The 21,752-nt window shown below is 64.5% G+C and carries 29 protein-coding genes; 26 read left to right on the top strand and 3 right to left on the bottom strand.

Annotated features, from left to right (window positions below; all coding sequences use genetic code 11):
* The first annotated feature begins 46 nt into the window (after nucleotides 1-46).
* The 20 genes from ACAM51_RS15690 to ACAM51_RS15785 all read left to right on the top strand — a co-directional run bounded on the left by ACAM51_RS15690 (nucleotide 47) and on the right by ACAM51_RS15785 (nucleotide 14,571).
* Nucleotides 47-1,144, top strand: a complete 1,098-nt coding sequence (locus tag ACAM51_RS15690; protein WP_369641147.1) for a VanZ family protein — start codon at nucleotides 47-49, stop codon at nucleotides 1,142-1,144.
* A 9-nt stretch (nucleotides 1,145-1,153) separates the two neighbouring features.
* Nucleotides 1,154-1,513 (top strand): ferredoxin, encoded by a 360-nt coding sequence (locus ACAM51_RS15695; protein ID WP_218296704.1) that lies wholly within the window; start codon nucleotides 1,154-1,156, stop codon nucleotides 1,511-1,513.
* Between the two features lie 87 nt (nucleotides 1,514-1,600).
* A complete protein-coding gene (locus ACAM51_RS15700) occupies nucleotides 1,601-2,254 on the top strand; it encodes an alpha/beta fold hydrolase (RefSeq protein WP_218339103.1) in 654 nt (217 codons plus the stop codon).
* 100 nt (nucleotides 2,255-2,354) lie between these two features.
* Nucleotides 2,355-3,524, top strand: a complete 1,170-nt coding sequence (locus ACAM51_RS15705; RefSeq protein ID WP_369641148.1) for a D-alanyl-D-alanine carboxypeptidase family protein — start codon at nucleotides 2,355-2,357, stop codon at nucleotides 3,522-3,524.
* Between the two features lie 288 nt (nucleotides 3,525-3,812).
* The gene (rpsL, locus tag ACAM51_RS15710; protein ID WP_007851137.1) at nucleotides 3,813-4,190 is read left to right on the top strand and encodes a 30S ribosomal protein S12; all 378 of its coding nucleotides are present in this window, start codon (nucleotides 3,813-3,815) and stop codon (nucleotides 4,188-4,190) included.
* A 171-nt stretch (nucleotides 4,191-4,361) separates the two neighbouring features.
* On the top strand, nucleotides 4,362-4,835 hold the full coding sequence (gene rpsG, locus ACAM51_RS15715; RefSeq protein WP_005798541.1) for a 30S ribosomal protein S7: 474 nt from the start codon (nucleotides 4,362-4,364) through the stop codon (nucleotides 4,833-4,835).
* 151 nt (nucleotides 4,836-4,986) lie between these two features.
* Nucleotides 4,987-7,089, top strand: coding sequence for an elongation factor G (gene fusA / locus ACAM51_RS15720; protein WP_218296707.1), 2,103 nt, complete (start codon nucleotides 4,987-4,989; stop codon nucleotides 7,087-7,089).
* A 219-nt stretch (nucleotides 7,090-7,308) separates the two neighbouring features.
* Nucleotides 7,309-8,499: an elongation factor Tu gene (gene tuf / locus ACAM51_RS15725; RefSeq protein ID WP_056642984.1), complete on the top strand. Its 1,191-nt coding sequence runs from the start codon at nucleotides 7,309-7,311 to the stop codon at nucleotides 8,497-8,499.
* Between the two features lie 26 nt (nucleotides 8,500-8,525).
* On the top strand, nucleotides 8,526-8,837 hold the full coding sequence (gene rpsJ / locus ACAM51_RS15730; protein WP_005796953.1) for a 30S ribosomal protein S10: 312 nt from the start codon (nucleotides 8,526-8,528) through the stop codon (nucleotides 8,835-8,837).
* Between the two features lie 225 nt (nucleotides 8,838-9,062).
* The gene (gene rplC, locus ACAM51_RS15735; RefSeq protein WP_218298005.1) at nucleotides 9,063-9,737 is read left to right on the top strand and encodes a 50S ribosomal protein L3; all 675 of its coding nucleotides are present in this window, start codon (nucleotides 9,063-9,065) and stop codon (nucleotides 9,735-9,737) included.
* Nucleotides 9,737-10,357, top strand: coding sequence for a 50S ribosomal protein L4 (gene rplD / locus ACAM51_RS15740; RefSeq protein ID WP_008906425.1), 621 nt, complete (start codon nucleotides 9,737-9,739; stop codon nucleotides 10,355-10,357). Before rplC ends, rplD begins: the two co-directional genes overlap by 1 nt.
* The gene (gene rplW, locus ACAM51_RS15745; protein WP_007847815.1) at nucleotides 10,354-10,668 is read left to right on the top strand and encodes a 50S ribosomal protein L23; all 315 of its coding nucleotides are present in this window, start codon (nucleotides 10,354-10,356) and stop codon (nucleotides 10,666-10,668) included. Before rplD ends, rplW begins: the two co-directional genes overlap by 4 nt.
* Nucleotides 10,669-10,670: 2 nt before the next feature.
* Entirely contained in the window at nucleotides 10,671-11,495 is an 825-nt protein-coding gene (gene rplB, locus ACAM51_RS15750; protein ID WP_010467175.1) for a 50S ribosomal protein L2, read from the top strand.
* Between the two features lie 10 nt (nucleotides 11,496-11,505).
* Nucleotides 11,506-11,781: a 30S ribosomal protein S19 gene (gene rpsS, locus ACAM51_RS15755; RefSeq protein WP_010467177.1), complete on the top strand. Its 276-nt coding sequence runs from the start codon at nucleotides 11,506-11,508 to the stop codon at nucleotides 11,779-11,781.
* A 9-nt stretch (nucleotides 11,782-11,790) separates the two neighbouring features.
* Complete coding sequence (rplV, locus tag ACAM51_RS15760) at nucleotides 11,791-12,123, top strand: 50S ribosomal protein L22 (RefSeq protein WP_007847806.1); 333 nt, start codon at nucleotides 11,791-11,793, stop codon at nucleotides 12,121-12,123.
* Between the two features lie 15 nt (nucleotides 12,124-12,138).
* Nucleotides 12,139-13,020, top strand: a complete 882-nt coding sequence (gene rpsC / locus ACAM51_RS15765) for a 30S ribosomal protein S3 (protein WP_142149114.1) — start codon at nucleotides 12,139-12,141, stop codon at nucleotides 13,018-13,020.
* A gap of 2 nt (nucleotides 13,021-13,022) precedes the next feature.
* Nucleotides 13,023-13,439, top strand: coding sequence for a 50S ribosomal protein L16 (gene rplP, locus ACAM51_RS15770; RefSeq protein WP_218298006.1), 417 nt, complete (start codon nucleotides 13,023-13,025; stop codon nucleotides 13,437-13,439).
* 16 nt (nucleotides 13,440-13,455) lie between these two features.
* Entirely contained in the window at nucleotides 13,456-13,650 is a 195-nt protein-coding gene (rpmC, locus tag ACAM51_RS15775; RefSeq protein WP_008906429.1) for a 50S ribosomal protein L29, read from the top strand.
* A gap of 9 nt (nucleotides 13,651-13,659) precedes the next feature.
* A complete protein-coding gene (gene rpsQ, locus ACAM51_RS15780) occupies nucleotides 13,660-13,929 on the top strand; it encodes a 30S ribosomal protein S17 (RefSeq protein ID WP_218298007.1) in 270 nt (89 codons plus the stop codon).
* Between the two features lie 135 nt (nucleotides 13,930-14,064).
* The gene (locus ACAM51_RS15785) at nucleotides 14,065-14,571 is read left to right on the top strand and encodes a peroxiredoxin (RefSeq protein ID WP_218298008.1); all 507 of its coding nucleotides are present in this window, start codon (nucleotides 14,065-14,067) and stop codon (nucleotides 14,569-14,571) included.
* A 67-nt stretch (nucleotides 14,572-14,638) separates the two neighbouring features.
* Here the strand turns inward: ACAM51_RS15785 and ACAM51_RS15790 are convergent, their stop codons facing one another.
* The gene (locus ACAM51_RS15790) at nucleotides 14,639-15,130 is read right to left on the bottom strand and encodes a GNAT family N-acetyltransferase (RefSeq protein WP_218298009.1); all 492 of its coding nucleotides are present in this window, start codon (nucleotides 15,128-15,130) and stop codon (nucleotides 14,639-14,641) included.
* A 49-nt stretch (nucleotides 15,131-15,179) separates the two neighbouring features.
* On the bottom strand, nucleotides 15,180-15,863 hold the full coding sequence (locus ACAM51_RS15795) for a cytochrome b/b6 domain-containing protein (RefSeq protein WP_218341848.1): 684 nt from the start codon (nucleotides 15,861-15,863) through the stop codon (nucleotides 15,180-15,182).
* A 169-nt stretch (nucleotides 15,864-16,032) separates the two neighbouring features.
* Here ACAM51_RS15795 and ACAM51_RS15800 point away from each other — a divergent pair, with 169 nt between their 5' ends.
* Complete coding sequence (locus tag ACAM51_RS15800) at nucleotides 16,033-16,488, top strand: cytochrome c (RefSeq protein ID WP_218298011.1); 456 nt, start codon at nucleotides 16,033-16,035, stop codon at nucleotides 16,486-16,488.
* Nucleotides 16,489-16,724: 236 nt separating this feature from the next.
* On the opposite strand, the gene ACAM51_RS15805 is transcribed toward ACAM51_RS15800, so the two are convergent.
* On the bottom strand, nucleotides 16,725-17,228 hold the full coding sequence (locus ACAM51_RS15805; RefSeq protein ID WP_218298012.1) for a TlpA disulfide reductase family protein: 504 nt from the start codon (nucleotides 17,226-17,228) through the stop codon (nucleotides 16,725-16,727).
* 160 nt (nucleotides 17,229-17,388) lie between these two features.
* Here ACAM51_RS15805 and ACAM51_RS15810 point away from each other — a divergent pair, with 160 nt between their 5' ends.
* The 5 genes from ACAM51_RS15810 to ptsP are packed head-to-tail and all read left to right on the top strand — an operon-like array spanning nucleotide 17,389 to nucleotide 21,652.
* Nucleotides 17,389-17,943, top strand: a complete 555-nt coding sequence (locus tag ACAM51_RS15810; protein WP_369641149.1) for a hypothetical protein — start codon at nucleotides 17,389-17,391, stop codon at nucleotides 17,941-17,943.
* Nucleotides 17,940-19,211, top strand: coding sequence for a nitrate/nitrite transporter (locus ACAM51_RS15815; RefSeq protein ID WP_369641150.1), 1,272 nt, complete (start codon nucleotides 17,940-17,942; stop codon nucleotides 19,209-19,211). Before ACAM51_RS15810 ends, ACAM51_RS15815 begins: the two co-directional genes overlap by 4 nt.
* A complete protein-coding gene (locus tag ACAM51_RS15820; RefSeq protein WP_218298015.1) occupies nucleotides 19,208-19,660 on the top strand; it encodes a PTS sugar transporter subunit IIA in 453 nt (150 codons plus the stop codon). Before ACAM51_RS15815 ends, ACAM51_RS15820 begins: the two co-directional genes overlap by 4 nt.
* A complete protein-coding gene (locus ACAM51_RS15825; RefSeq protein ID WP_218298016.1) occupies nucleotides 19,629-19,898 on the top strand; it encodes an HPr family phosphocarrier protein in 270 nt (89 codons plus the stop codon). Before ACAM51_RS15820 ends, ACAM51_RS15825 begins: the two co-directional genes overlap by 32 nt.
* The gene (ptsP, locus tag ACAM51_RS15830; protein ID WP_218298017.1) at nucleotides 19,895-21,652 is read left to right on the top strand and encodes a phosphoenolpyruvate--protein phosphotransferase; all 1,758 of its coding nucleotides are present in this window, start codon (nucleotides 19,895-19,897) and stop codon (nucleotides 21,650-21,652) included. Before ACAM51_RS15825 ends, ptsP begins: the two co-directional genes overlap by 4 nt.
* The last annotated feature ends 100 nt before the right edge of the window (nucleotides 21,653-21,752 follow it).

The following is a 21,752-nucleotide window of genomic DNA, read 5'->3' on the forward strand; positions in this document are numbered from 1 at the left end:
TTGCGGGGCATGGGTGATGCATGGCGCCATGGATGGCTGAGACGGCATGCACAAGACCTCCGCCTGGCCTCTGGCGCTGATCTACACGGCGCTGATCGTCTTCGCCAGCCTGTTCCCGTTCGACGGGTGGCGCGCGCAGGGCATCGATCCCCTGGTGTTCTTGCTGGCGCCGTTGCCGCCGCCGTACTGGACGGGCTTCGACATCGCCACCAATGTCGTGGGCTATGCGCCGCTGGGCTTTCTGCTGGTGCTGGCCATGCTGCGCTCGGGCTGGCGGCGCGGCGCGGTGCTGCTGTCCACGCTGGTGGGCGTGCTGCTGTCGCTGGCCATGGAGTTTCTGCAGATCTACCTGCCCCGGCGCGTGCCCTCCAACCTGGACCTGCTGCTCAACGCGGCGGGGGCGCTGGCGGGGGCGCTGAGTGCCGCGCTGCTGGAGCGCGCGGGCGCCATCGACCGCTGGAGCGACTTCAGGGGGCGCTGGTTTGTCGCCGATGCCAGCGGCGCCATCGTGCTGCTGGCGCTGTGGCCCCTGGCGCTGCTGTTCCCGGCGGCCGTGCCGTTCGGGCTGGGCCAGGTGCTCGAGCGGCTGGAGGCCGCGCTCATCGAGCTGCTGGCCGATACCCCGTTCCTGGAATGGCTTCCGCTGCGCGACGCCGCGTTCGACCCGCTCTCGCCCAGCGGCGAGCTCCTGTGCGTGACGCTGGGCCTGCTGACCCCCTGCCTGCTGGGCTACTGCGTGATCCGCTCCGTGGGCCGGCGCGCGCTGTTTGCCCTGGGGGTCGTGGCCGTGGGCGTCACGCTCACCGCGCTGTCGGCCGCCCTGAGCTGGGGGCCCGTGCATGCCTGGGAGTGGATGGGCCTGCCCACGCGCGTGGGCGTGTGGGGTGCGCTGGCGCTGGCGCTGCTGCTGCTGGCGCTGCCCCGGCGTGCCTGCGCGGCCGTGCTGCTGGTCGCGCTGGTCTGGCACCTTGCGCTGCTCAACCAGGCGCCCACCAGCGCCTACTTCGCGCAGACGCTGCAGATCTGGGAGCAGGGCCGGTTCATCCGTTTTTACGGCCTGGGCCAGTGGCTGGGCTGGCTGTGGCCCTATGCCACGCTGCTGTATGTGCTGTTGCGCGTGTCCCGGCGCGAGTCGCAAACCTAAAATGGGTGGATGAGCGACACCAACCCCTCGCCGGCCGCAGCGCCCGGCTACTACCAGCGCCACATCTTTTTCTGCCTGAACGACCGGACCAACGGCGAAGACAGCTGCGCCCACCACAACGCGCAGGCGGGCTTTGACCGCTGCAAGGCGCAGGTCAAGGCGGCCGGCCTGGCGGGCGCCGGCAAGGTGCGCGTGAACAAGGCGGGCTGCCTGGACCGCTGCGCGGCCGGCCCCGTCGCGGTGGTCTACCCCGAAGGCACCTGGTACACCTATGTCGACGATGCCGACATCGACGAGATCGTCGAGTCGCACCTCAAGAATGGCCAGATCGTGGAACGCCTGGTGCCACCGGCGGAACTCGGGCGCTGAAAGCGCCTCCATCCTGGACTTTGGAATGATTTCAGCCGCTGGCGCACGACTGCCGTGCGCTAACAGCTATTGATTGAGTAGCAATTCGTGAATGCCCAAACCGAACGCCTGAGCTTGTCCGGCGCCGCTGGCGCCATCGAGGCCGTGCGCGATGCCGCCGCGCCCGACGGCGGTGCGCCTCCCCGGGGCGTGGCCATCATCGCGCACCCCCATCCCCTCTTTGGCGGCACCATGGACAACAAGGTGGTGCAGACGCTGGCGCGCGCCTTCGTGCAGTGCGGCTGGACGGCGGTGCGCTTCAACTTCCGGGGCGTGGGCGGCAGCGAAGGCGTGCACGACGAAGGCCGGGGCGAACTGCAGGACCTGCTGGCCGTGGTGGAACAGGTGGCGCCCGCGGGCGACGCGGGGCCGCGCATCGCGCTGGCGGGTTTTTCGTTCGGCGCATTCGTCACCAGCCACGCGCTGGCCGCCCTCTGGCCGCAGGGCCGCGTGGACCACGCGGTGCTGGTGGGCACCGCAGCCAGCCGCTTCACCGTCGCCCCGGTGCCCCCCGACGCCCATCTGCAGACCCTGGTCGTGCATGGCGAGCAGGACGACACCGTGCCGCTTTCCGCCGTGATGGACTGGGCGCGGCCCCAGATACTGCCTGTCACAGTCATTCCCGCGGGCGGCCATTTCTTTCACGGACAATTGCCGCTTTTGAAAAATCTGGTGGTGCGCCACCTGCGGTCGGGGGGCTGAAACGCCCCGGCCGCGGCAGGCCACGCCGCCGCGCCTTCCTGTCCCGTCTTTCTTCTTCATTCCCTTTTTTCCTCGAGCCTTTCCAGCCCCCTATTGCCCCATGAAACGAATCCTGTCCGCGCTGCGATCCCTGGCCGTCCTTGCTGCGGTGGCCCCTGCCGCCTTCGGGGCCTTTGCCCAGGCGCCACAACCTCCCGAAATCGCCGCGCGCACATACCTGCTGGTGGATGTCACCGCCAACCAGGTGCTCGCGGCCAAGGACATCGATGCTCCCGTCGAGCAGGCCTCGCTCACCAAGCTCATGACCGGCTACCTGGTGTTTGATGCGTTGCGCGCCAAGAAGATATCCCTGGAGCAGAAGCTGCCCGTGAGCGTGCGCGCCTGGAAGATGCCCGGCTCGCGCATGTTCATCGACCCCAAGATGCAGGTGCCGGTGGAAGACCTCATCAAGGGCATGATCGTGCAGTCGGGCAACGACGCCACCATGGCGCTGGCCGAAGGCGTGGGCGGCACGGCCGAGAACTTCGTCAAGCTCATGAACGACCAGGCCCAGGCACTGGGCATGAAGGGCACGAGCTACAAGAACCCCGAAGGCCTCACCGAACCCGGCCACACCACCACCGCGCGCGACCTTTCCGTGCTGGCCATGCGCCTGATGAAGGACTTCCCGGAGTACATGCACTACTACTCCACCAAGCAGTACAGCTACCCCGGCACCCCCGCGTCGAACGGCAGCAACCGCAATTCGCTGCTGTTCCGCGACCCGACGGTGGACGGGCTCAAGACCGGCCATACCGCTGCCGCGGGCTACTGCCTGGTGGCCACGTCCAAGCGTGAATTCCCCGGCGTGGGCCAGCGCCGCCTGCTGTCCATCGTGCTCGGGGCCGCCAGCGAAAATGCGCGTGCGAATGAAAGCCAGAAGCTGTTGAACTGGGGCTATACCGCGTTCGAGGCCGTCAAGCTGTTCGAGGCCGGCAAGCCCGTGGCCACGCCCGCCGTCTGGAAGGGCACGGAAAACACCCTCAAGATCGGCCGCGAGGAAGCCATCGTCGTGGCGGTGCCCTCGGGCAGCGCAGGCAAGATCACCACGCAGATCGCACGGCCCGACCCGCTGGTGGCACCGTTCACCAAGGGCCAGTCCGTCGGCCACCTCAAGGTGATGCTGGGCGAGCAGGCCCTGGCCGAGGTGCCCCTCATCGCGCTCGAAGGCGTGGAGCAGGCGGGGATCCTGGGCCGGGCCTGGGATGCGATCCGGCTGTGGATCAAGTAGCAGGACCATCCCCCTGAGGCGCTGCCGCGCCTTCACCCCTTCTCCCGAATGGCTGCGCCATTCGGGAAGGGGCGCGCAGCCAGTGCAGCGGGGCGGCCCTTGCACGGCTGCTCTGGCATGGGCCGCACGCTTTCAAGAGCGGCGGGCAATGTTGGCGTAGCGGGATGGGTTTTAAGGGGAACGCCCCACGGCACTTGCCCGTTGGGGTCCATGCTGCTACATTAGAAGGCTTTTCGGAATTTCCGAAGGGTTTCACGTTTTCGTTTTTTACGTTTAGGGACGTATTTCATGCCAACCATCAATCAACTAGTCCGTCAGGGGCGCGAGGTCGAAAAGATCAAGTCCAAGAGCCCTGCGATGGAGAACTCCCCCCAGCGCCGCGGCGTGTGCACCCGTGTGTACACCACGACGCCAAAGAAGCCTAACTCCGCTCTGCGGAAGGTCGCCAAGGTTCGCCTGACCAACGGTTTCGAAGTGATTTCCTACATCGGCGGTGAAGGCCACAACCTGCAGGAACACAGCGTGGTACTGGTTCGCGGCGGTCGTGTCAAGGACTTGCCCGGTGTGCGTTACCACATCGTGCGCGGTTCGCTCGACTTGCAAGGCGTGAAAGACCGCAAGCAATCGCGCTCCAAGTACGGTGCCAAGAAGCCCAAGGCCAAGTAAGCCCTGCGCTTTTGCACAACAGAATTTTCGGTGCTGTCTCCCGCGTGGCGCGGTGATGCAGCGTAGTGACCCCAAACGCAGGTGTTCTGCGCGGGTCGAGTAAGTGGGAGTCCTGATTGGCTCTCGCGGTGTCTGAAAAGATGCCAACTGAAGCAAAGATAGAGGTGAAAAATGCCACGTCGTCGCGAAGTCCCCAAACGTGAAATCCTGCCGGATCCCAAGTTCGGCAATGTAGAGCTGTCCAAATTCATGAACGTGATCATGGAAGGCGGCAAGAAGGCAGTTGCAGAGCGCATCATTTACGGCGCCCTGGAACTGATCGAGAAGAAGCACCCTGACAAGGACCCTCTGGAAGCGTTCACCGTTGCCATCAACAACGTGAAGCCCATGGTCGAAGTGAAGTCCCGCCGCGTGGGCGGTGCCAACTACCAGGTGCCCGTCGAAGTGCGCCCTGTCCGTCGCCTGGCCCTGTCCATGCGCTGGATCAAGGAAGCCGCCCGCAAGCGCGGCGAGAAGTCGATGGCCCAGCGTCTGGCCAACGAGCTGCTCGAAGCCACCGAAGGCCGTGGCGGCGCCATGAAGAAGCGTGACGAAGTGCACCGCATGGCCGAAGCCAACAAGGCATTCAGCCACTTCCGCTTCTAAATCGACGAACTGCCCTCGTCGCCAAGCGCAAGGCTGCCGGCATTCTTGCCTGCAGCCTTGTGGCGATTGAGGCGGTCACAAAATTGACGGGTCGCAGCGCCACAATGCTGGGCCCTTCCCCTGAATAACACGACCCATCCAAGGATCCACCATGGCTCGCAAGACTCCCATCGAGCGCTACCGCAATATCGGTATCTCGGCCCACATTGACGCTGGCAAGACCACGACCACCGAACGTATCCTGTTCTACACGGGCGTGAGCCACAAGATTGGTGAAGTGCACGACGGCGCTGCCACCATGGACTGGATGGAGCAGGAACAAGAGCGCGGCATCACGATCACCTCGGCTGCCACGACCTGCTTCTGGAAGGGCATGGACAACTCCTACGAAGAGCACCGCTTCAACATCATCGACACCCCCGGTCACGTGGACTTCACGATCGAAGTGGAACGTTCGATGCGCGTGCTCGACGGCGCCTGCATGGTGTACTGCGCCGTGGGTGGCGTGCAGCCCCAGTCGGAAACCGTCTGGCGCCAGGCCAACAAGTACAAGGTGCCCCGTCTGGCCTTCGTGAACAAGATGGACCGTACCGGTGCCAACTTCTTCAAGGTCTACGAGCAGATGAAGCTGCGCCTGAAGGCAAACCCCGTGCCCGTGGTGATCCCGATCGGCGCCGAAGACAAGTTCACCGGCGTGGTCGACCTGCTCAAGATGAAGGCCATCCTGTGGGATGAAGCCTCGCAGGGCATGAAGTTCACCTACGAAGAAATTCCAGCCGACCTGGTCGCATCCGCCAAGGAATGGCGCGAGAAGATGGTGGAAGCCGCTGCCGAAGCCTCCGAAGAGCTGATGAACAAGTACCTGGAAGAGGGCGACCTCTCCGAAGCCGAGATCAAGTTCGGCCTGCGTACGCGTACCATCGCCACGGAAATCCACCCGATGCTGTGCGGTACCGCTTTCAAGAACAAGGGTGTGCAGCGCATGCTGGACGCCGTGATCGACTACCTGCCAGCACCGACGGACATTCCTGACGTGACCGGCACGGACGAAGACGAAAAGCCTGTCACCCGCAAGGCGGATGACAACGAGAAGTTCTCGGCCCTGGCATTCAAGCTGATGACCGACCCGTTCGTGGGCCAGCTGACCTTCGTGCGCGTGTACTCCGGCGTTCTGAGCAAGGGCGACACCGTCTACAACCCCATCAAGGGCAAGAAGGAACGTATCGGCCGTATCGTGCAGATGCACGCCAACGAGCGTCAGGAAGTCGAAGAAATCCGCGCCGGCGACATCGCTGCCTGCGTGGGCCTGAAGGACGTGACGACCGGTGAAACGCTGAGCGACATCGACTCCCAGATCATTCTGGAGCGCATGGTGTTCCCTGAGCCCGTGATCACGCAGGCCGTGGAACCCAAGACCAAGGCCGACCAGGAAAAGATGGGCATCGCGCTGCAGCGCCTGGCTGCGGAAGATCCATCCTTCCGCGTGAAGACCGACGAAGAATCGGGCCAGACGCTGATCGCCGGCATGGGCGAGCTGCACCTGGAAATCATCGTGGACCGCATGAAGCGTGAATTCGGCGTGGAAGCCAACGTGGGCAAGCCCCAGGTGGCCTACCGCGAAACCATCCGCAAGACGGTGGAAGAAGCCGAAGGCAAGTTCGTGCGCCAGTCCGGCGGCAAGGGCCAGTACGGTCACGTCGTGCTCAAGATCGAACCCAACGAAGCCGGCAAGGGCATCGAGTTCGTCGACGCGATCAAGGGTGGTGTGGTTCCTCGCGAATTCATCCCGGCCGTGGAAAAGGGTATCAACGAAGCCGTCACGCAAGGCGTGCTGGCCGGCTACCCCGTGGTGGACGTCAAGGTCACGCTGCACTTCGGTTCGTACCACGATGTGGACTCGAACGAACTGGCGTTCAAGATGGCTGCCATCTTCGGTTTCAAGGAAGGCTGCCGCAAGGCCAACCCCGTCATCCTGGAACCCATGATGGCCGTGGAAGTGGAAACGCCTGAAGACTACGCCGGCACGGTGATGGGCGATCTGTCCTCCCGCCGTGGCATGGTCCAGGGCATGGACGACATCCCGGGCGGTGGCAAGGCCATCCGCGCCGAAGTGCCGCTGTCGGAAATGTTCGGCTACTCGACCTCGCTGCGTTCCGCGACGCAAGGCCGCGCCACGTACTCGATGGAATTCAAGCACTACAGCGAAGCGCCTCGCAACGTGTCCGAAGCCATCATGGCTGCACGCGCCAAGTAAGCGCGTCGAGTGAAAGGTCTGCCCTGGGCAGCCTTTCCTCTTTTTTTGAGTCAAATTGGCTGCTGGCGCTTGTCTATAAAGCGCTAGCAGCTATTAAAACAGTAGCAAAATTCTTGCAATCTGCGACCCGGTGCCGTCCTGTTGCCCTGTGCGGGACGAACCAGCAATCGGGTGCAGACGTTAAACCCCAACACAGGCATTGCTCTTTGGAGATTCAAAATGGCAAAAGGTAAATTCGAACGGACCAAGCCTCACGTCAACGTGGGCACGATCGGCCACGTGGACCATGGCAAGACGACGCTGACGGCGGCCATCGCCACCGTGCTGTCCGCCAAGTTCGGCGGCGAAGCCAAGGCATACGACCAGATCGATGCGGCGCCCGAAGAAAAGGCCCGCGGCATCACGATCAACACCGCGCACGTGGAATACGAAACGGCCAACCGCCACTACGCCCACGTGGACTGCCCCGGCCACGCCGACTATGTGAAGAACATGATCACCGGCGCTGCCCAGATGGACGGCGCCATCCTGGTGTGCTCGGCCGCTGACGGCCCCATGCCCCAGACCCGCGAACACATCCTGCTGGCCCGCCAGGTGGGCGTGCCTTACATCATCGTGTTCCTGAACAAGTGCGACATGGTGGACGACGAAGAACTGCTGGAACTCGTCGAAATGGAAGTGCGCGAACTCCTGGACAAGTACGACTTCCCAGGCGACGACACCCCCATCATCCGTGGCTCGGCCAAGCTCGCCCTGGAAGGCGACAAGGGCAAGCTGGGTGAAGAAGCCATCATGAAGCTGGCCGAAGCGCTGGACACCTACATCCCCACGCCAGAGCGCGCTGTGGACGGTGCCTTCCTGATGCCCGTGGAAGACGTGTTCTCCATCTCCGGTCGTGGCACCGTGGTGACCGGTCGCGTCGAGCGCGGCATCATCAAGGTCGGCGAAGAAATCGAAATCGTCGGTATCCGCGACACGCAAAAGACCATCTGCACCGGCGTGGAAATGTTCCGCAAGCTGCTGGACCAAGGTCAGGCTGGCGACAACGTCGGCCTGCTGCTGCGCGGCACCAAGCGCGAAGACGTGGAGCGCGGCCAAGTGCTGTGCAAGCCCGGCTCGATCAAGCCCCACACCCACTTCACCGCTGAAGTGTATGTGCTGAGCAAGGACGAAGGCGGCCGCCACACCCCGTTCTTCAACAACTACCGCCCACAGTTCTACTTCCGCACGACCGACGTGACCGGCGCCATCGAGCTGCCGGCCGACAAGGAAATGGTCATGCCTGGCGACAACGTGTCGATCACCGTCAAGCTGATCAACCCCATCGCCATGGAAGAAGGCCTGCGCTTCGCCATCCGCGAAGGCGGCCGTACGGTCGGCGCTGGCGTCGTGGCCAAGATCATTGCTTAATTCATAAGCAGAACAAGGAACTTGCCATGTCCAAGCAAAAAATCCGCATCCGCCTGAAGGCGTTTGACTACAAGCTGATCGACCAGTCCGCTGCCGAGATCGTTGACACCGCCAAGCGCACCGGCGCCATCGTCAAGGGCCCCGTGCCCCTGCCGACGCGCATGAAGCGTTTCGACATCCTGCGCTCGCCGCACGTCAACAAGACCAGCCGCGACCAGCTCGAAATCCGCACGCACCAGCGCCTGATGGACATCGTGGACCCTACGGACAAGACCGTGGACGCCCTGATGAAGCTCGACCTGCCCGCGGGCGTGGACGTCGAAATCAAGCTGCAGTAATGGCTTTTGCGGGGTGGGTTCGCCCACCCCGCAAGGTCCGAAATAACGCGAACTTGCTTGCGAAAGCAGTTCGCGTTATACTTTAGGGCTTCGCTCGATTTGCGCCTTTGAAAAGGTGCCGGCCGTGCGGAGTTTTATTAACCTTCTTTCATGCACGCAGGCGAGAGCTTGCGGAAACGCCGTAGCCAATTGAAGTTGCGGCGGTGAGAGTTTTGGAGAAAACCAATGAGTCTGAGCAACTCCCTCGGGTTGCTGGGTCGCAAAGTGGGCATGATGCGTCTGTTCACCGATGATGGGGACGCAGTGCCTGTCACGGTGGTGGATGTGTCCAACAACCGCGTTACCCAGATCAAAACCCAAGAGAACGATGGCTACGTGGCCCTGCAGGTCACGTTCGGTTCGCGCAAAGCATCGCGCGTGACCAAGCCAGAAGCCGGCCACCTTGCCAAGGCAGGTGTGGAAGCCGGTGAAATCATCCAGGAATTCCGCGTGACCGCCGATACCGCAGCCCAGTACCAAGCTGGCGCTTCGGTGGCTGTGACGTCCGTGTTCTCCGTGGGTCAGAAGGTCGACGTGCAAGGCACCTCGATCGGTAAAGGCTACGCCGGTACCATCAAGCGCCACAACATGAGCTCGCAGCGCGCGTCGCACGGCAACAGCCGTTCGCACAACGTGCCTGGCTCGATCGGTATGGCACAAGACCCAGGTCGCGTGTTCCCCGGCAAGCGCATGACGGGCCACCTCGGCGATGTCACCAAGACCACGCAAAACCTCGATGTGATCCGCATCGACGAAGCGCGTCAACTGCTCTTGATCAAGGGCGCTATTCCGGGCTCCAAGGGTGGGTTCGTGACGGTGCGTCCAGCGGTCAAGGCCAAAGCCTCCAAAGGAGCGAACTAATGCAGCTCGAACTCCTGAATGACCAAGGCCAGGGCGCATCCAAGCTGGATGTTCCTGAAACCGTGTTCGGTCGTGAATACAACGAAGATCTGGTGCACCAGATCGTGGTGGCCTATCAGGCCAACGCACGCCAAGGCACTCGCGCCCAGAAGGACCGCGAGCAAGTCCGTCACTCGACCAAGAAGCCTTTCAAGCAAAAGGGTACGGGTAACGCACGTGCAGGTATGACTTCCTCGCCTCTGTGGCGCGGGGGCGGTCGGATTTTCCCGAACATGCCTGACGAAAATTTCACGCAGAAGATCAACAAGAAGATGTACCGCGCCGGTATGTCTGCCATCTTGTCGCAGCTGGCCCGCGAAGGCCGTCTGGCTGTGGTCGACTCCCTGAAGCTTGATTCGCCCAAGACCAAGGTCCTGGCCGACAAGTTCAAGGCGATGAACCTGCAATCGGTGATGGTGATCGCCGATGAAGTGGACGAAAACCTGTACCTGGCTTCGCGCAATCTGGTGAACGTGCTCGTCGTCGAGCCCCGTTACGCAGATCCCGTGTCGCTGGTCCGTTTCAAGAAAGTGCTCGTCACCAAGGGTGCAATCGACAAACTCAAGGAGATGTTCGCATGAGCACACTCAAGTTTGACGAAGGTCGTCTGATGCAAGTGCTGGTCGCTCCCATCGTGTCCGAAAAGGCCACCATGGTTGCCGAGAAGTCCAATGCTGTGACGTTCAAGGTGCTGCAGAACGCTACCAAGCCAGAAATCAAGGCCGCTGTGGAATTGATGTTCAAGGTCGAGGTCAAGGGCGTTTCTGTGGTGAACACCAAAGGCAAGACCAAGCGCTTCGGCAAGACCGTCGGCCGCCGCGACAACGTTCGCAAGGCATACGTCACGCTGCAGCCAGGTCAAGAGCTGAACCTCTCCGGGGAGGCCGCGTAATCATGGCTGTCATCAAGATGAAACCCACTTCGCCCGGCCAACGTGCCGTGGTGAAGGTCACGCGTGACCACCTGTACAAGGGTGAAGCGTACGCCCCCCTGCTGGAACCACAATTCCAGAAGGCCGGCCGTAACAACAACGGTCACATCACCACCCGCCACAAGGGCGGTGGTCACAAGCACCACTACCGCGTGGTGGACTTCAAGCGCAACAAGGACGGCATTCCGGCCAAGGTTGAGCGCATCGAGTACGACCCCAACCGTACGGCCCACATCGCTCTGGTGTGCTATGCCGATGGCGAGCGCCGCTACATCATCGCTCCCCGCAACCTGGAAGTGGGCGCAACCCTGCTGTCCGGTTCGGAAGCCCCGATCCGCGCTGGCAACACGCTGCCGATCCGCAACATCCCCGTGGGTTCGACCATCCACTGCATCGAGCTCAAGCCCGGTGCCGGTGCGCAGATCGCCCGCTCGGCAGGTGCTTCGGCAACGCTGCTGGCCCGCGAAGGCGTTTACGCCCAGGTGCGCATGCGCTCGGGTGAAGTTCGCAAGATCCACATCGAATGCCGCGCCACCATTGGCGAAGTGGCCAACGAAGAACACAGCCTGCGCCAACTGGGCAAGGCCGGTGTGAAGCGCTGGATGGGTATTCGTCCCACGGTTCGCGGCGTTGCCATGAACCCGGTGGATCACCCTCACGGTGGTGGCGAAGGCCGCACCGGCGAAGGCCGCCATGCAGTCGATCCTTGGGGCAATCTGACCAAGGGTTATCGCACCCGTAACAACAAGCGCACACAGATCATGATCGTGTCGCGTCGCAAGAAGTAAGGGGTAACAGATGACTCGCTCTCTTAAAAAGGGTCCATTTGTTGACCATCACTTGCTGGCCAAGGTCGAAAAGGCCGTTGCCACCAAGGACAAGAAACCAGTCAAGACCTGGTCGCGTCGCTCCATGGTTCTGCCCGAGTTCATCGGTCTGACCATTGCCGTGCACAACGGCAAGCAGCACGTACCTGTCTATGTCACCGACCAGATGGTGGGCCACAAGCTGGGCGAATTCGCCCTGACGCGCACCTTCAAGGGTCACCCCGCTGACAAAAAAGCGAAGAAGTAAGGAACGACCATGTCTGAAACACGTGCAGTCCTCCGGGGCGTCCGTCTGTCGGTCGACAAGGGCCGTCTGGTCGCCGATCTGATCCGCGGCAAGAAGGTGGACCAGGCTCTGAACATCCTGAACTTCACGCAGAAAAAAGCTGCGGGAATCGTCAAGAAGGTTCTGGAGTCGGCCATCGCCAACGCCGAACACAACGATGGCGCCGACATCGACGAACTGAAGGTCAAGACCATCTACGTCGAACAAGGCACCACGCTCAAGCGCTTCACCGCGCGCGCCAAAGGCCGCGGCAATCGCATCAGCAAGCCCACGTGCCATGTGTACGTGACGGTTGGCAACTAAAGGCTCGGGAAGACTATGGGACAGAAAATCCATCCTACCGGCTTCCGCCTTGCGGTCAGCCGCAACTGGTCCAGCCGTTGGTACGCCAGCAACCGCGATTTCGCGGGCATGCTGGCCGAAGACATCAAGGTGCGTGAGTACCTGAAGGCCAAGTTGAAGAACGCCGCCGTGTCGCGCATCCTGATCGAGCGTCCTGCCAAGAACGCCCGCATCACCATTTACTCGGCTCGTCCTGGTGTGGTGATCGGCAAGAAGGGTGAAGACATCGAGAACCTGAAGAAGGAACTCGCTGCTCGCCTGGGCGTGCCCGTCGCAGTGAACATCGAAGAAGTGCGCAAGCCTGAAATCGATGCCAAGCTGATCGCCGACAGCATCACGCAACAGCTCGAAAAGCGGATCATGTTCCGCCGCGCCATGAAGCGCGCCATGCAGAACGCCATGCGTCTGGGTGCCCAGGGCATCAAGATCATGTCGTCCGGCCGTCTGAACGGTATCGAAATCGCTCGCTGCGAGTGGTACCGCGAAGGCCGCGTGCCACTTCACACGCTGCGTGCGGACATCGACTACGGTACCTCTGAAGCCAAGACCACCTACGGTGTGATCGGCGTCAAGGTCTGGGTCTACAAGGGTGACACGCTGGGCCGCAATGACCTGCCCGCCGTGGAAACGCCTCGTCCAGACGAAGAGCGCCGCCCACGCGGTCCACGCCGTGATGGCCGCCCAGGTGGCGACCGTCCAGGCGCAGGCCGTGGCCCACGTCGTCCTGTCGGTGGCAACACCGCTCCGGCCGACGGCAGCGACAAGCCAGCGGAAGCTGGTGGCGCTGATAACACCGCCGTTAAGCGCGTACGCAAAGTCGCCGCGCCCGCTACAGCAGCGGACGGTAAAGGAGAATAACTATGCTGCAACCTGCTCGCCGCAAATACCGCAAGGAGCAAAAGGGCCGTAACACTGGTGTCGCAACGCGGGGTTCCTCCGTTGCGTTCGGTGATTTCGGTCTGAAGTGCACCGACCGTGGCCGTCTGACGGCCCGTCAGATCGAGGCTGCACGCCGTGCAATCTCCCGTCACGTCAAGCGTGGCGGCCGTATCTGGATCCGCGTGTTCCCGGACAAGCCAATCTCTACCAAGCCCGCAGAAGTGCGTATGGGTAACGGTAAGGGCAACCCCGAGTACTACGTGGCCGAAATCCAGCCCGGCAAGATCGTTTTCGAGATCGTCGGTGTGCCCGAAGAACTGGCCCGTGAAGCGTTCCGCCTGGCTGCCGCCAAGCTGCCGCTGCGCACCACGTTCGTCAGCCGCCTGATCGGCGCGTAATTCAGGAGAACAAGCAATGAAGACTACTGAACTGCGCCAAAAAGACGTCGCCGGCATCGAAGCCGAAATCAAGGCGCTGCAAAAGGCCCATTTCGGCCTGCGCATGCAAAAGGCCACGCAGCAACTGGGTAACACCAACACGCTGCGCACCACCCGCCGCGATATCGCCCGTGCCAAGACCATTCTTGCTGAAAAGCAAGCCGCCAAGTAAGGAGCCCACATGACGGAACCTAAAAAATCCCTCAAGCGCACCTTGGTTGGCAAGGTGGTCAGCGACAAGCGTCAAAAGACCGTGACCGTGCTGGTCGAGCGCCGTGTGAAGCACGAGCTCTACGGCAAGATCGTTGCGAAGTCGAGCAAGTACCACGCCCATGACGAAAAGGGCGAGTACAAGCTGGGCGATGTGATCGAAATCACCGAGAGCCGTCCGCTCTCCAAGACCAAGAACTGGGTTGCCACCCGCTTGGTGCAAAAGGCCGGCCTGCTCTAAGCCCTCCCGGCTTCCAGGCAGCACAGCCCCTCAAAACGACCCACAATGTGGGTCGTTTTGTTTTGTGGGCCGCGTTTTTTTTGCAGGCCTGCAGGCGAATGTGTTCAATACCCCCAGCAACCCAAGGAGAGATCAATGATCAAAATCGGTGACACCCTGCCAGCCAGCACCCTGATGGAATACTCGGAAGTCGAGGGCGAAGGCTGCTCCATCGGCCCGAATCCCGTGCCGGTGGACAAGGCCACGGCAGGCAAGACGATTGCCCTGTTCGCGCTGCCTGGCGCCTTCACGCCCACCTGCTCGGCCAAGCATGTGCCTGGCTACGTGGAAAAGGCAGCCGAATTCAAGGCCGCCGGCGTGGATGAGATCTGGTGCGTGAGCGTGAACGATGCCTTCGTGATGGGCGCCTGGGCGCGCGACCAGAAGACCGACGGCAAGGTGCGCATGCTGGGCGACGGTGATGCCACCTTCGCCAAGGCGACCGGCCTGACGCTGGACCTGAACGGCAAGGGCCTGGGCCTGCGCAGCAACCGCTATTCGATGCTGGTGCGCGATGGCAAGGTGGTCACGCTCAACGTGGAGGCCCCTGGCAAGTTCGAGGTGAGCGACGCCGACACCCTGCTGGCCCAGGCCAGGGCGTGATGCCCTGATTTGCTATCCAATTGGTAGCTTCTGGCGCTTGTGAACCAGGCGCCAGCGCCCAAAAACCTCAGAAGATATCGACCTTGAGGTAGTGGGCCCCCGCAATGGGGTTGTGGTAGTAGGGCGGAATCTCCTCGAAGCCCAGGTCGGTGTACAGCGCGCGCGCCGACTCCATGTCGTCAAGGGTATCGAGCAGCACACAGGCATAGCCTGCCTGCCGCGCGAGGTCGAGCATGGCTTCGGCCAGCTCGCGGCCCAGGCCGAATCCACGGAACGCCTTGCGCACGTACAGGCGTTTCATCTCGCTCGCATTGGGGTAGTCGGCCGCATCCAGCGGCCGCAGGGCGCAGCAGCCCGCTATCGCGCCCTCTACCTCGGCCAGCAGCAGGGCACCGCGCGGCGCGGCATAGTCGCCGGGCAGGTGGGCAAGCTCGCTCTCGAAGTCCTGAAAGCACAGATCGACGCCCAGGGTGTCGGCGTATTCGCGGAAGATGTCGCGGACCGCCTGAAGCTCGGCAGGCGAGGAGGGGATCCGCAGGGTGACGGCAGGCTTGTCCAAGGCACAAAGTGGTGTGAAACGACGGAAGCCGCAGTGTAGCCAGTTCGGTTCAGAACCCGGGCGCCGCCGCCAGTGTCGACACCCACCAGGCCAGCCCGAAGCTCAGTCCCAGCACCACCAGCGCGACCACCCGGGTGGCCAGATCGTCGCGCGATGCAGGCGCGGGCGCCGCCAGCAGCTTGTCGCCGTGCAGCATGGGCTTGACCAGGCGCTGCTTGCGCACCAGCACGTAGAACACGATGGCCAGCAGGTGCAAGGCCACCAGCGCCAGCACCAGGTACTGCCCGATTTCCTTGTGGTAGCCCGTGGCCTGGCCCACCACCGCATTGGGCACGAACCGGGTGAGCGGGCCGGCAAAGGCGATCTCGTCATCGCTGAGCAGGCCGGTTGCCACCTGCGCGGCCAGCACGGCCAGCAGCGCGAACACGGACAGCGCCCCCAGGGGGCTGTGGCCGATGCTGTCCTCGGCGTGCGCCGCGCCGCGCACATAACGCAGCAGCCGGGCGGGGGAGTACAGGAAGCTCGCGAAACGCGACCAGCGCCCGCCGATCAGTCCCCAGACGGCGCGGAACACCAGCAGCGCCAGCACCACGTGGCCCAGCCGGAAATGCCACTCCATGGCGTTGCCGCCCACCTTGGCCGTGACCACCAGTGCCACGACGCAGGCGGCCAGGGTCCAGTGGAAGATGCGGGTGGGAAGGTCCCAGATGCGTACGGTGTGCTGCTGCGTCATGGTGGCGGTGGGCTGGGTGTTGAGGAGGAGGAGAATGGCCGCATTGTGAAGGAGGCGGGGTAAACCCGGAAGGAGGGCGCCGCTGCGAAACCCGTGGTAAACCGGCATACTCCCTGCGGGTCAAAAGGTTTTTGCATTTACCCCCCCCACGAAAAAAGGAAATACCCCCATGAAAGCACTTGCCGCGTTCGCCCTTGCCGCTGCCACGCTGACCGTGTCGGCACCGGCCTCCGCCCAGTTCGCCAAGGCCGAGGACGCCATCAAATACCGCCAGAGCGCACTCTTCGTGATGGGCCAGCACTTTGGCCGGCTCGGTGCCATGGCCAACGGGCGCATTCCGTTCGATGCCAAGGCGGCGCAGGAGAACGCGGATGTGGTGGCCCACATGGCCAAGCTGCCCTGGGCGGGCTTCGGGGCGGGCACGGACAAGGGCGCTCCCACCAAGGCGCTGCCCGAGATCTGGACCGAGCAGGCCAAGTTCAAGGAACACTCCGAGAAGCTCGAGGCCGAATCCGTCAAGCTGGCCGCCGCGGCCAAGACCGGCAGCCTGGACAACCTGAAGACGGCTTTTGGCGCTGCCGCGGGCACCTGCAAGGCCTGCCACGACAACTACCGCGCCAAGTAAAGTGCGTCGCCCTGAGCGGCGTTGCCGCTTCTCCCTTCTCTCTGCGCGCTGCGCGCTCCGGGAGGGGGGACGACGCCAGCGCGGCGGGGCAGCCCTTGTGCGGCGTTCGCTGGCCGGGGCCGCGCGCGCTCAATGCGCATGCTATTAAAGTGGTAGCTGTTTGCGCTGAATCCATAAGCGACAAAGGCCGATTTCGCATGAAATCGGCCTTTTGCCTTTGAAGGTGCCGTAGCGGCTCAGGTCTCGGCCAGCAGCTTTTCGATGAGCTGGTGCAGCTCGGGGAAGTTGGGTGCACCCACGTAGGTCTTCACGATCTCGCCGCGCTTGTTCACGATGAAGGTCGAGGGCGTGAGCCGCACATCGCCCCAGGCCTGGGCCACCTTGCCGGTGTTGTCGATGGCGACCTGGAAGGGCAGCTTGCGGGTTTCGGCAAAGTTCACCACGTAGCTGGGCGGGTCGTAGCTCATGGCCACGGCCAGGGTGTCGAAGCCCTTGGCGTGGTACTTGTTGTAGGTCGCCACGATCTCGGGCATCTCGGCCACGCAGGTGGTGCAGCTCGTGGCCCAGAAATTCACCAGCGTGACCTTGCCGCGCAGATCGGCGGTGGACTTGCTGGAGCCGTCCAGCAGCACGAAGTTCGACTCCGGCGCCACGGAGCGGCCCGTATCCAGGTACACATAGGCGCCCACGGCCGCGAACGCCGCCACCGCCACACCTGCTGCCCAATGCTTGATCGCCATGACTTCCTATCCATCCAGAACTGTGGGCCGGGCCCGCGCCGAAACCCGGCCGCAGCCGGTGCCCCGATTGTCGCAGCTTGGGTGGAGTCGTGTGCTGCGCAAAAGTTCGCGCAAAACGGCGCACGCGGCCCGCGCTGCGTGCTGTGCCGATAATCGGCCCATGAACCGAACACCAACCCGCGCGGCCGCCCTGCCGCCCATGCTCCTGCTGGCGTGGCTGGCAGGCTGCAGCCCCGCGCTGAACTGGCGCAGCGTGCCGCTGCCCGAGGCGGCCATCACCATCACGCTGCCCTGCAAGCCCGACCAGGCCGTGCGCCCGGTGGAGCTGGCGGGCTCGCCCGTCGAGCTGGCCATGGCGGGCTGCGATGCGGATGGCGCGACCTTTGCGGTGTCGCATGCCGCGCTGGCCGACCCCGCGCAGGTGGGCACGGCGCTCACGCACTGGCGGGCGGCCGCGATCGCCAACCTGGGCAGCGGCGCGGCCGCCCGCGCGGTCGACACGCCGTACGCGCCGCCGGGCGTGCTGCCCCTGCCCCAGTCGGTGCGCACCGTGGTCCAGGGCCAGCGCCCGGATGGCAGCGCCGTCACGGCCCAGGCCGTGTGGTTCGCGCGCGCCGTGGGCCCGCAGGTGCGGCTGTACCACGCGGTGGTCTACACCCCCAAGCCCCGCCCCGAGGTGGCCGACCAGTTCTTTGCCGGGCTCACGCTCCAATGACGGCCCCCGGCGTGCTGCCGCGGCGGGCCGCGGTGATTGTCTTCCTGGCGTTTGCCTTCGCGTATTTCCTGTCGGCCCTGGTGCGGGCGGTGACGGCCACCCTGGCGCCCACGCTGTCGCAGGAGTTCTCGCTGCACGCCAGCGACCTGGGGCTGCTGGCCGGGGGGTACTTCCTGGGGTTCGCGGCCACGCAGCTGCCGCTGGGCACCTGGCTGGACCGGCACGGGCCCAAGAAGGTCGCCCTCGGCTTCCTGGGCGTGGCCGTGGTGGGCAGCCTGGTGTTCTCGGTGGCGACGGGGTTCTCGGGCCTGCTGGCCGGCCGCGTGCTGTGCGGCGCCGGCGTCAGTGCCTGCCTGATGGCGCCCCTCACCGGCTACCGGCGCTGGTTCGAGCCCACCCTGCAGATGCGGGCGAACTCGTGGATGCTGATGACCGGCTCGCTGGGCATGGTGGCGTCCACGCTGCCGGTGCAGTGGGCGCTGCCGCTGGTGGGATGGCGGCCCCTGTTCTGGGTCCTGGCCGCGCTGATCGCGGTATCGATGGTGGTGATTGCCGTCTGGGTGCCGGCCTGGGGCGCCGCCACCCCGCGGGCAGACGGACCGGTGTCTCCTGCCGGGGCCACCGAGGGCGCGCAACACGGCTACGCCATGGTGTGGCGCCATCCCTACTTCCAGCGCCTGGCGCCCCTGGGGTTCTTCGTGTACGGCGGCATGGTGGCCATGCAGACCCTGTGGGCCGGGCCCTGGATGCAGCGCGTGGCGGGCTACACGCCGCTGGAGGCCGCCACGGGCCTCTTCTGGATCAATGTCTCCATGCTGTGCACGTTCTGGACCTGGGGCATGCTCAACCCCTGGCTGCTGCGAAAAGGGCTGGGGGCTGACCGCCTGATGGCGGCGGGCCTCCCGCTGTGCCTGGTGGTGCTGCTGGGCACCATCGTGGCGGGGCCCCGGGCCGGGGGCGGGGCGTGGGCGCTGTTCTGCATGTCGTGCACGTTCGTATCGCTGTCGCAGCCCGCGGTGGCCATGGCGTTCCCGCAGGCGCTCGCGGGGCGGGCCTTGTCGGCCTACAACCTCGTGATTTTTGCGGGGGTGTTCGTGGTGCAGTGGGGCATCGGCCTGGCGGTGGACGCCTTCGCCGCCGCGGGCCTGTCCGCGGTGCAGTCCTTCCAGGCCGCGATGGCGGTGTACCTCGCGTGCAACGCGGGCGCCTACGCGTGGTTCCTGCTGCGGGGGCGGCGCCATAATGTGCTGCAAACCACCGCGCCATGAGCACCACCAGCATCCTCATCATCGCCCACGCCCCGCTGGCCCATGCGCTGCGCGAATGCGCGCTGCATGTGTTCCCCGACTGCGGGGGCAGCGTGTCCGCGCTCGACGTGCAGCCCAACCAGCCGCCCGAGGAGTCGCTGGCGCAGGCCCGCATCATGCTCGATCAACTGGGCGCGGATTCGACGCTGGTGCTCACCGACGTGTTCGGCGCCACGCCCTGCAACATTGCGCAGCGCCTCATCGGCAACGTGCGCTCGCGCCTGGTGACGGGCGCCAACCTGCCCATGCTGCTGCGGGCCGTGAGCTACCGCCACGAGCCCCTTGATTCGGTGGTCACCCGCGCCGTGGTGGGAGGCACCCAGGGCGTCATGCAGGTGGCCATCTCCGCACCGCAGAACCAGAATACCCGCAACCGACATGATCAAGACCCGTACGACCATCAACAATAAACTGGGCCTGCATGCCCGCGCGTCGGCCAAGCTCACCAAGCTGGCCGGCAGCTTTCCCTGCGATGTCTTCATGAGCCGTGGCGACCGGCGCATCAACGCCAAGAGCATCATGGGCGTGATGATGCTGGCCGCCGGCATGGGCACCGAGGTGGAGATCGAAACCAGCGGCGAGCGCGAACAGGAGGCCATGGACGGGCTCCTGGCCCTGATTGCCGACAAGTTTGGCGAGGGTGAATGACCTTCTCCGTCCACGGTCTCGCAGTCGCCCGCGGCATCGCCATCGGCCGTGCGGTGCTGGTGGCGTCCAGCCGGGTGGACGTGGCGCACTATTTCGTCAAGCCCGAGCAGATCGAGGGCGAGATCGAGCGGGTGCGCAACGGGCGCAATGCCGTGGTCGAGGAACTGCAGCGCCTGCAGGTGGAGATGCCCGCCGATGCGCCGCATGAACTGACCGCGCTGCTCGACGTGCACCTGATGCTGCTGCAGGACGAGGCCCTCACGGGCGGGGTCAAGCACTGGATCACCGAGCGCCTGTACAACGCCGAGTGGGCGCTCACCACCCAGCTCGAAGTCATCGCGCGCCAGTTCGACGAGATGGAGGACGAATACCTGCGCGAGCGCAAGGCCGACCTGGAACAGGTGGTCGAGCGCATCCTGCGCTACATGAAGGGCGTGGCCAGCCCCGTGGCGCCGCCCGCCAGCAGCCCGCGCCGCAAGACCCAGCAGGACCTGCTGCTCGACGACACGGTGGACGTGCCCCTGGTGCTGGTCGCGCACGACCTCTCGCCCGCCGACATGCTGCAGTTCAAGCAGAGCGTGTTCGCGGGCTTCGTGACCGACGTGGGCGGCAAGACCAGCCACACCGCCATCGTGGCGCGCAGCATGGACATTCCGGCCGTGGTGGGCGCGCGCGCGGCCAGCCAGCTGGTGCGCCAGGACGACTGGGTCATCATCGACGGCGATGCGGGCGTGGTCATCGTGGACCCGTCGCCCATCATCCTGGCCGAGTATGGCTTTCGCCAGCGCCAGGTGGAGTTGGAACGCGAGCGCCTGGCCCGGCTGCGCCACACCCCGGCCATCACGCTCGACGGCCACAAGATCGAGCTTCTGGCCAACATCGAGCAACCGGGCGACGCCGCCGCCGCCGTGCGCGCCGGCGCCGTGGGCGTGGGCCTGTTCCGCAGCGAGTTCCTGTTCATGGGCAAGAGCGGCAACCTGCCCGGCGAGGACGAGCAGTACCGCGCCTACTGCGAAGCCATCGACGGCATGCAGGGCCTGCCCGTCACCATCCGCACCATCGACGTGGGCGCCGACAAGCCGCTGGACCACAAGAGCCACAAGGACAGCTACCTGAACCCGGCCCTGGGCCTGCGCGCCATCCGCTGGAGCCTGGCCGACCCGGCCATGTTCCGCACCCAGCTGCGCGCCGTGCTGCGCGCGGCGGCGCATGGCAAGGTCAACCTGCTGTTCCCGATGCTGGCGCACACGCACGAGATCCAGCAGACCATCGCGCAGGTGGACCTGGCCCGCGCCGAGCTGGATGCGCGCGGCGTGCCCTACGGCCCGGTGCAGCTGGGCGCGATGATCGAGGTGCCTGCGGCGGCGCTCATGGTGCGCACCTTCCTGCGGTATTTCGATTTCCTCTCCATCGGCACCAACGACCTGATCCAGTACACGCTGGCCATCGACCGCGCGGACGAGGCGGTGGCGCACCTGTACGACCCGCTGCACCCCGCCGTGCTGCGCCTGGTGGGCGATGTGATCGCCGAGGGCGAACGCCAGGGCAAGAGCGTCTGCGTGTGCGGCGAAACGGCCGGCGACGTGACCATGACGCGCCTGCTGCTGGGCCTGGGCCTGCGCAGCTTTTCCATGCACCCCGCGCAGATCCTGGCCATCAAGCAGGAGGTGCTGCGCGCCGACACGCGCAAGCTCGCGCCGTGGGCGCGCCAGGTGCTGGAGGGGGATGAACCCGCGGCCGCGCTGGCGCCGTAGGGTGGTGCTGAAATGCTCCTTAATTGATAGCTTTCTGCGCTTGATGGACCGGCGCCAGGGGCCGGTTTCGCCAGATTTTTTTGAAAAGTGAAGCGCGGCG

The organism is Acidovorax sp. A79 (assembly GCF_041154505.1).
Taxonomy (GTDB): domain Bacteria; phylum Pseudomonadota; class Gammaproteobacteria; order Burkholderiales; family Burkholderiaceae_C; genus Acidovorax.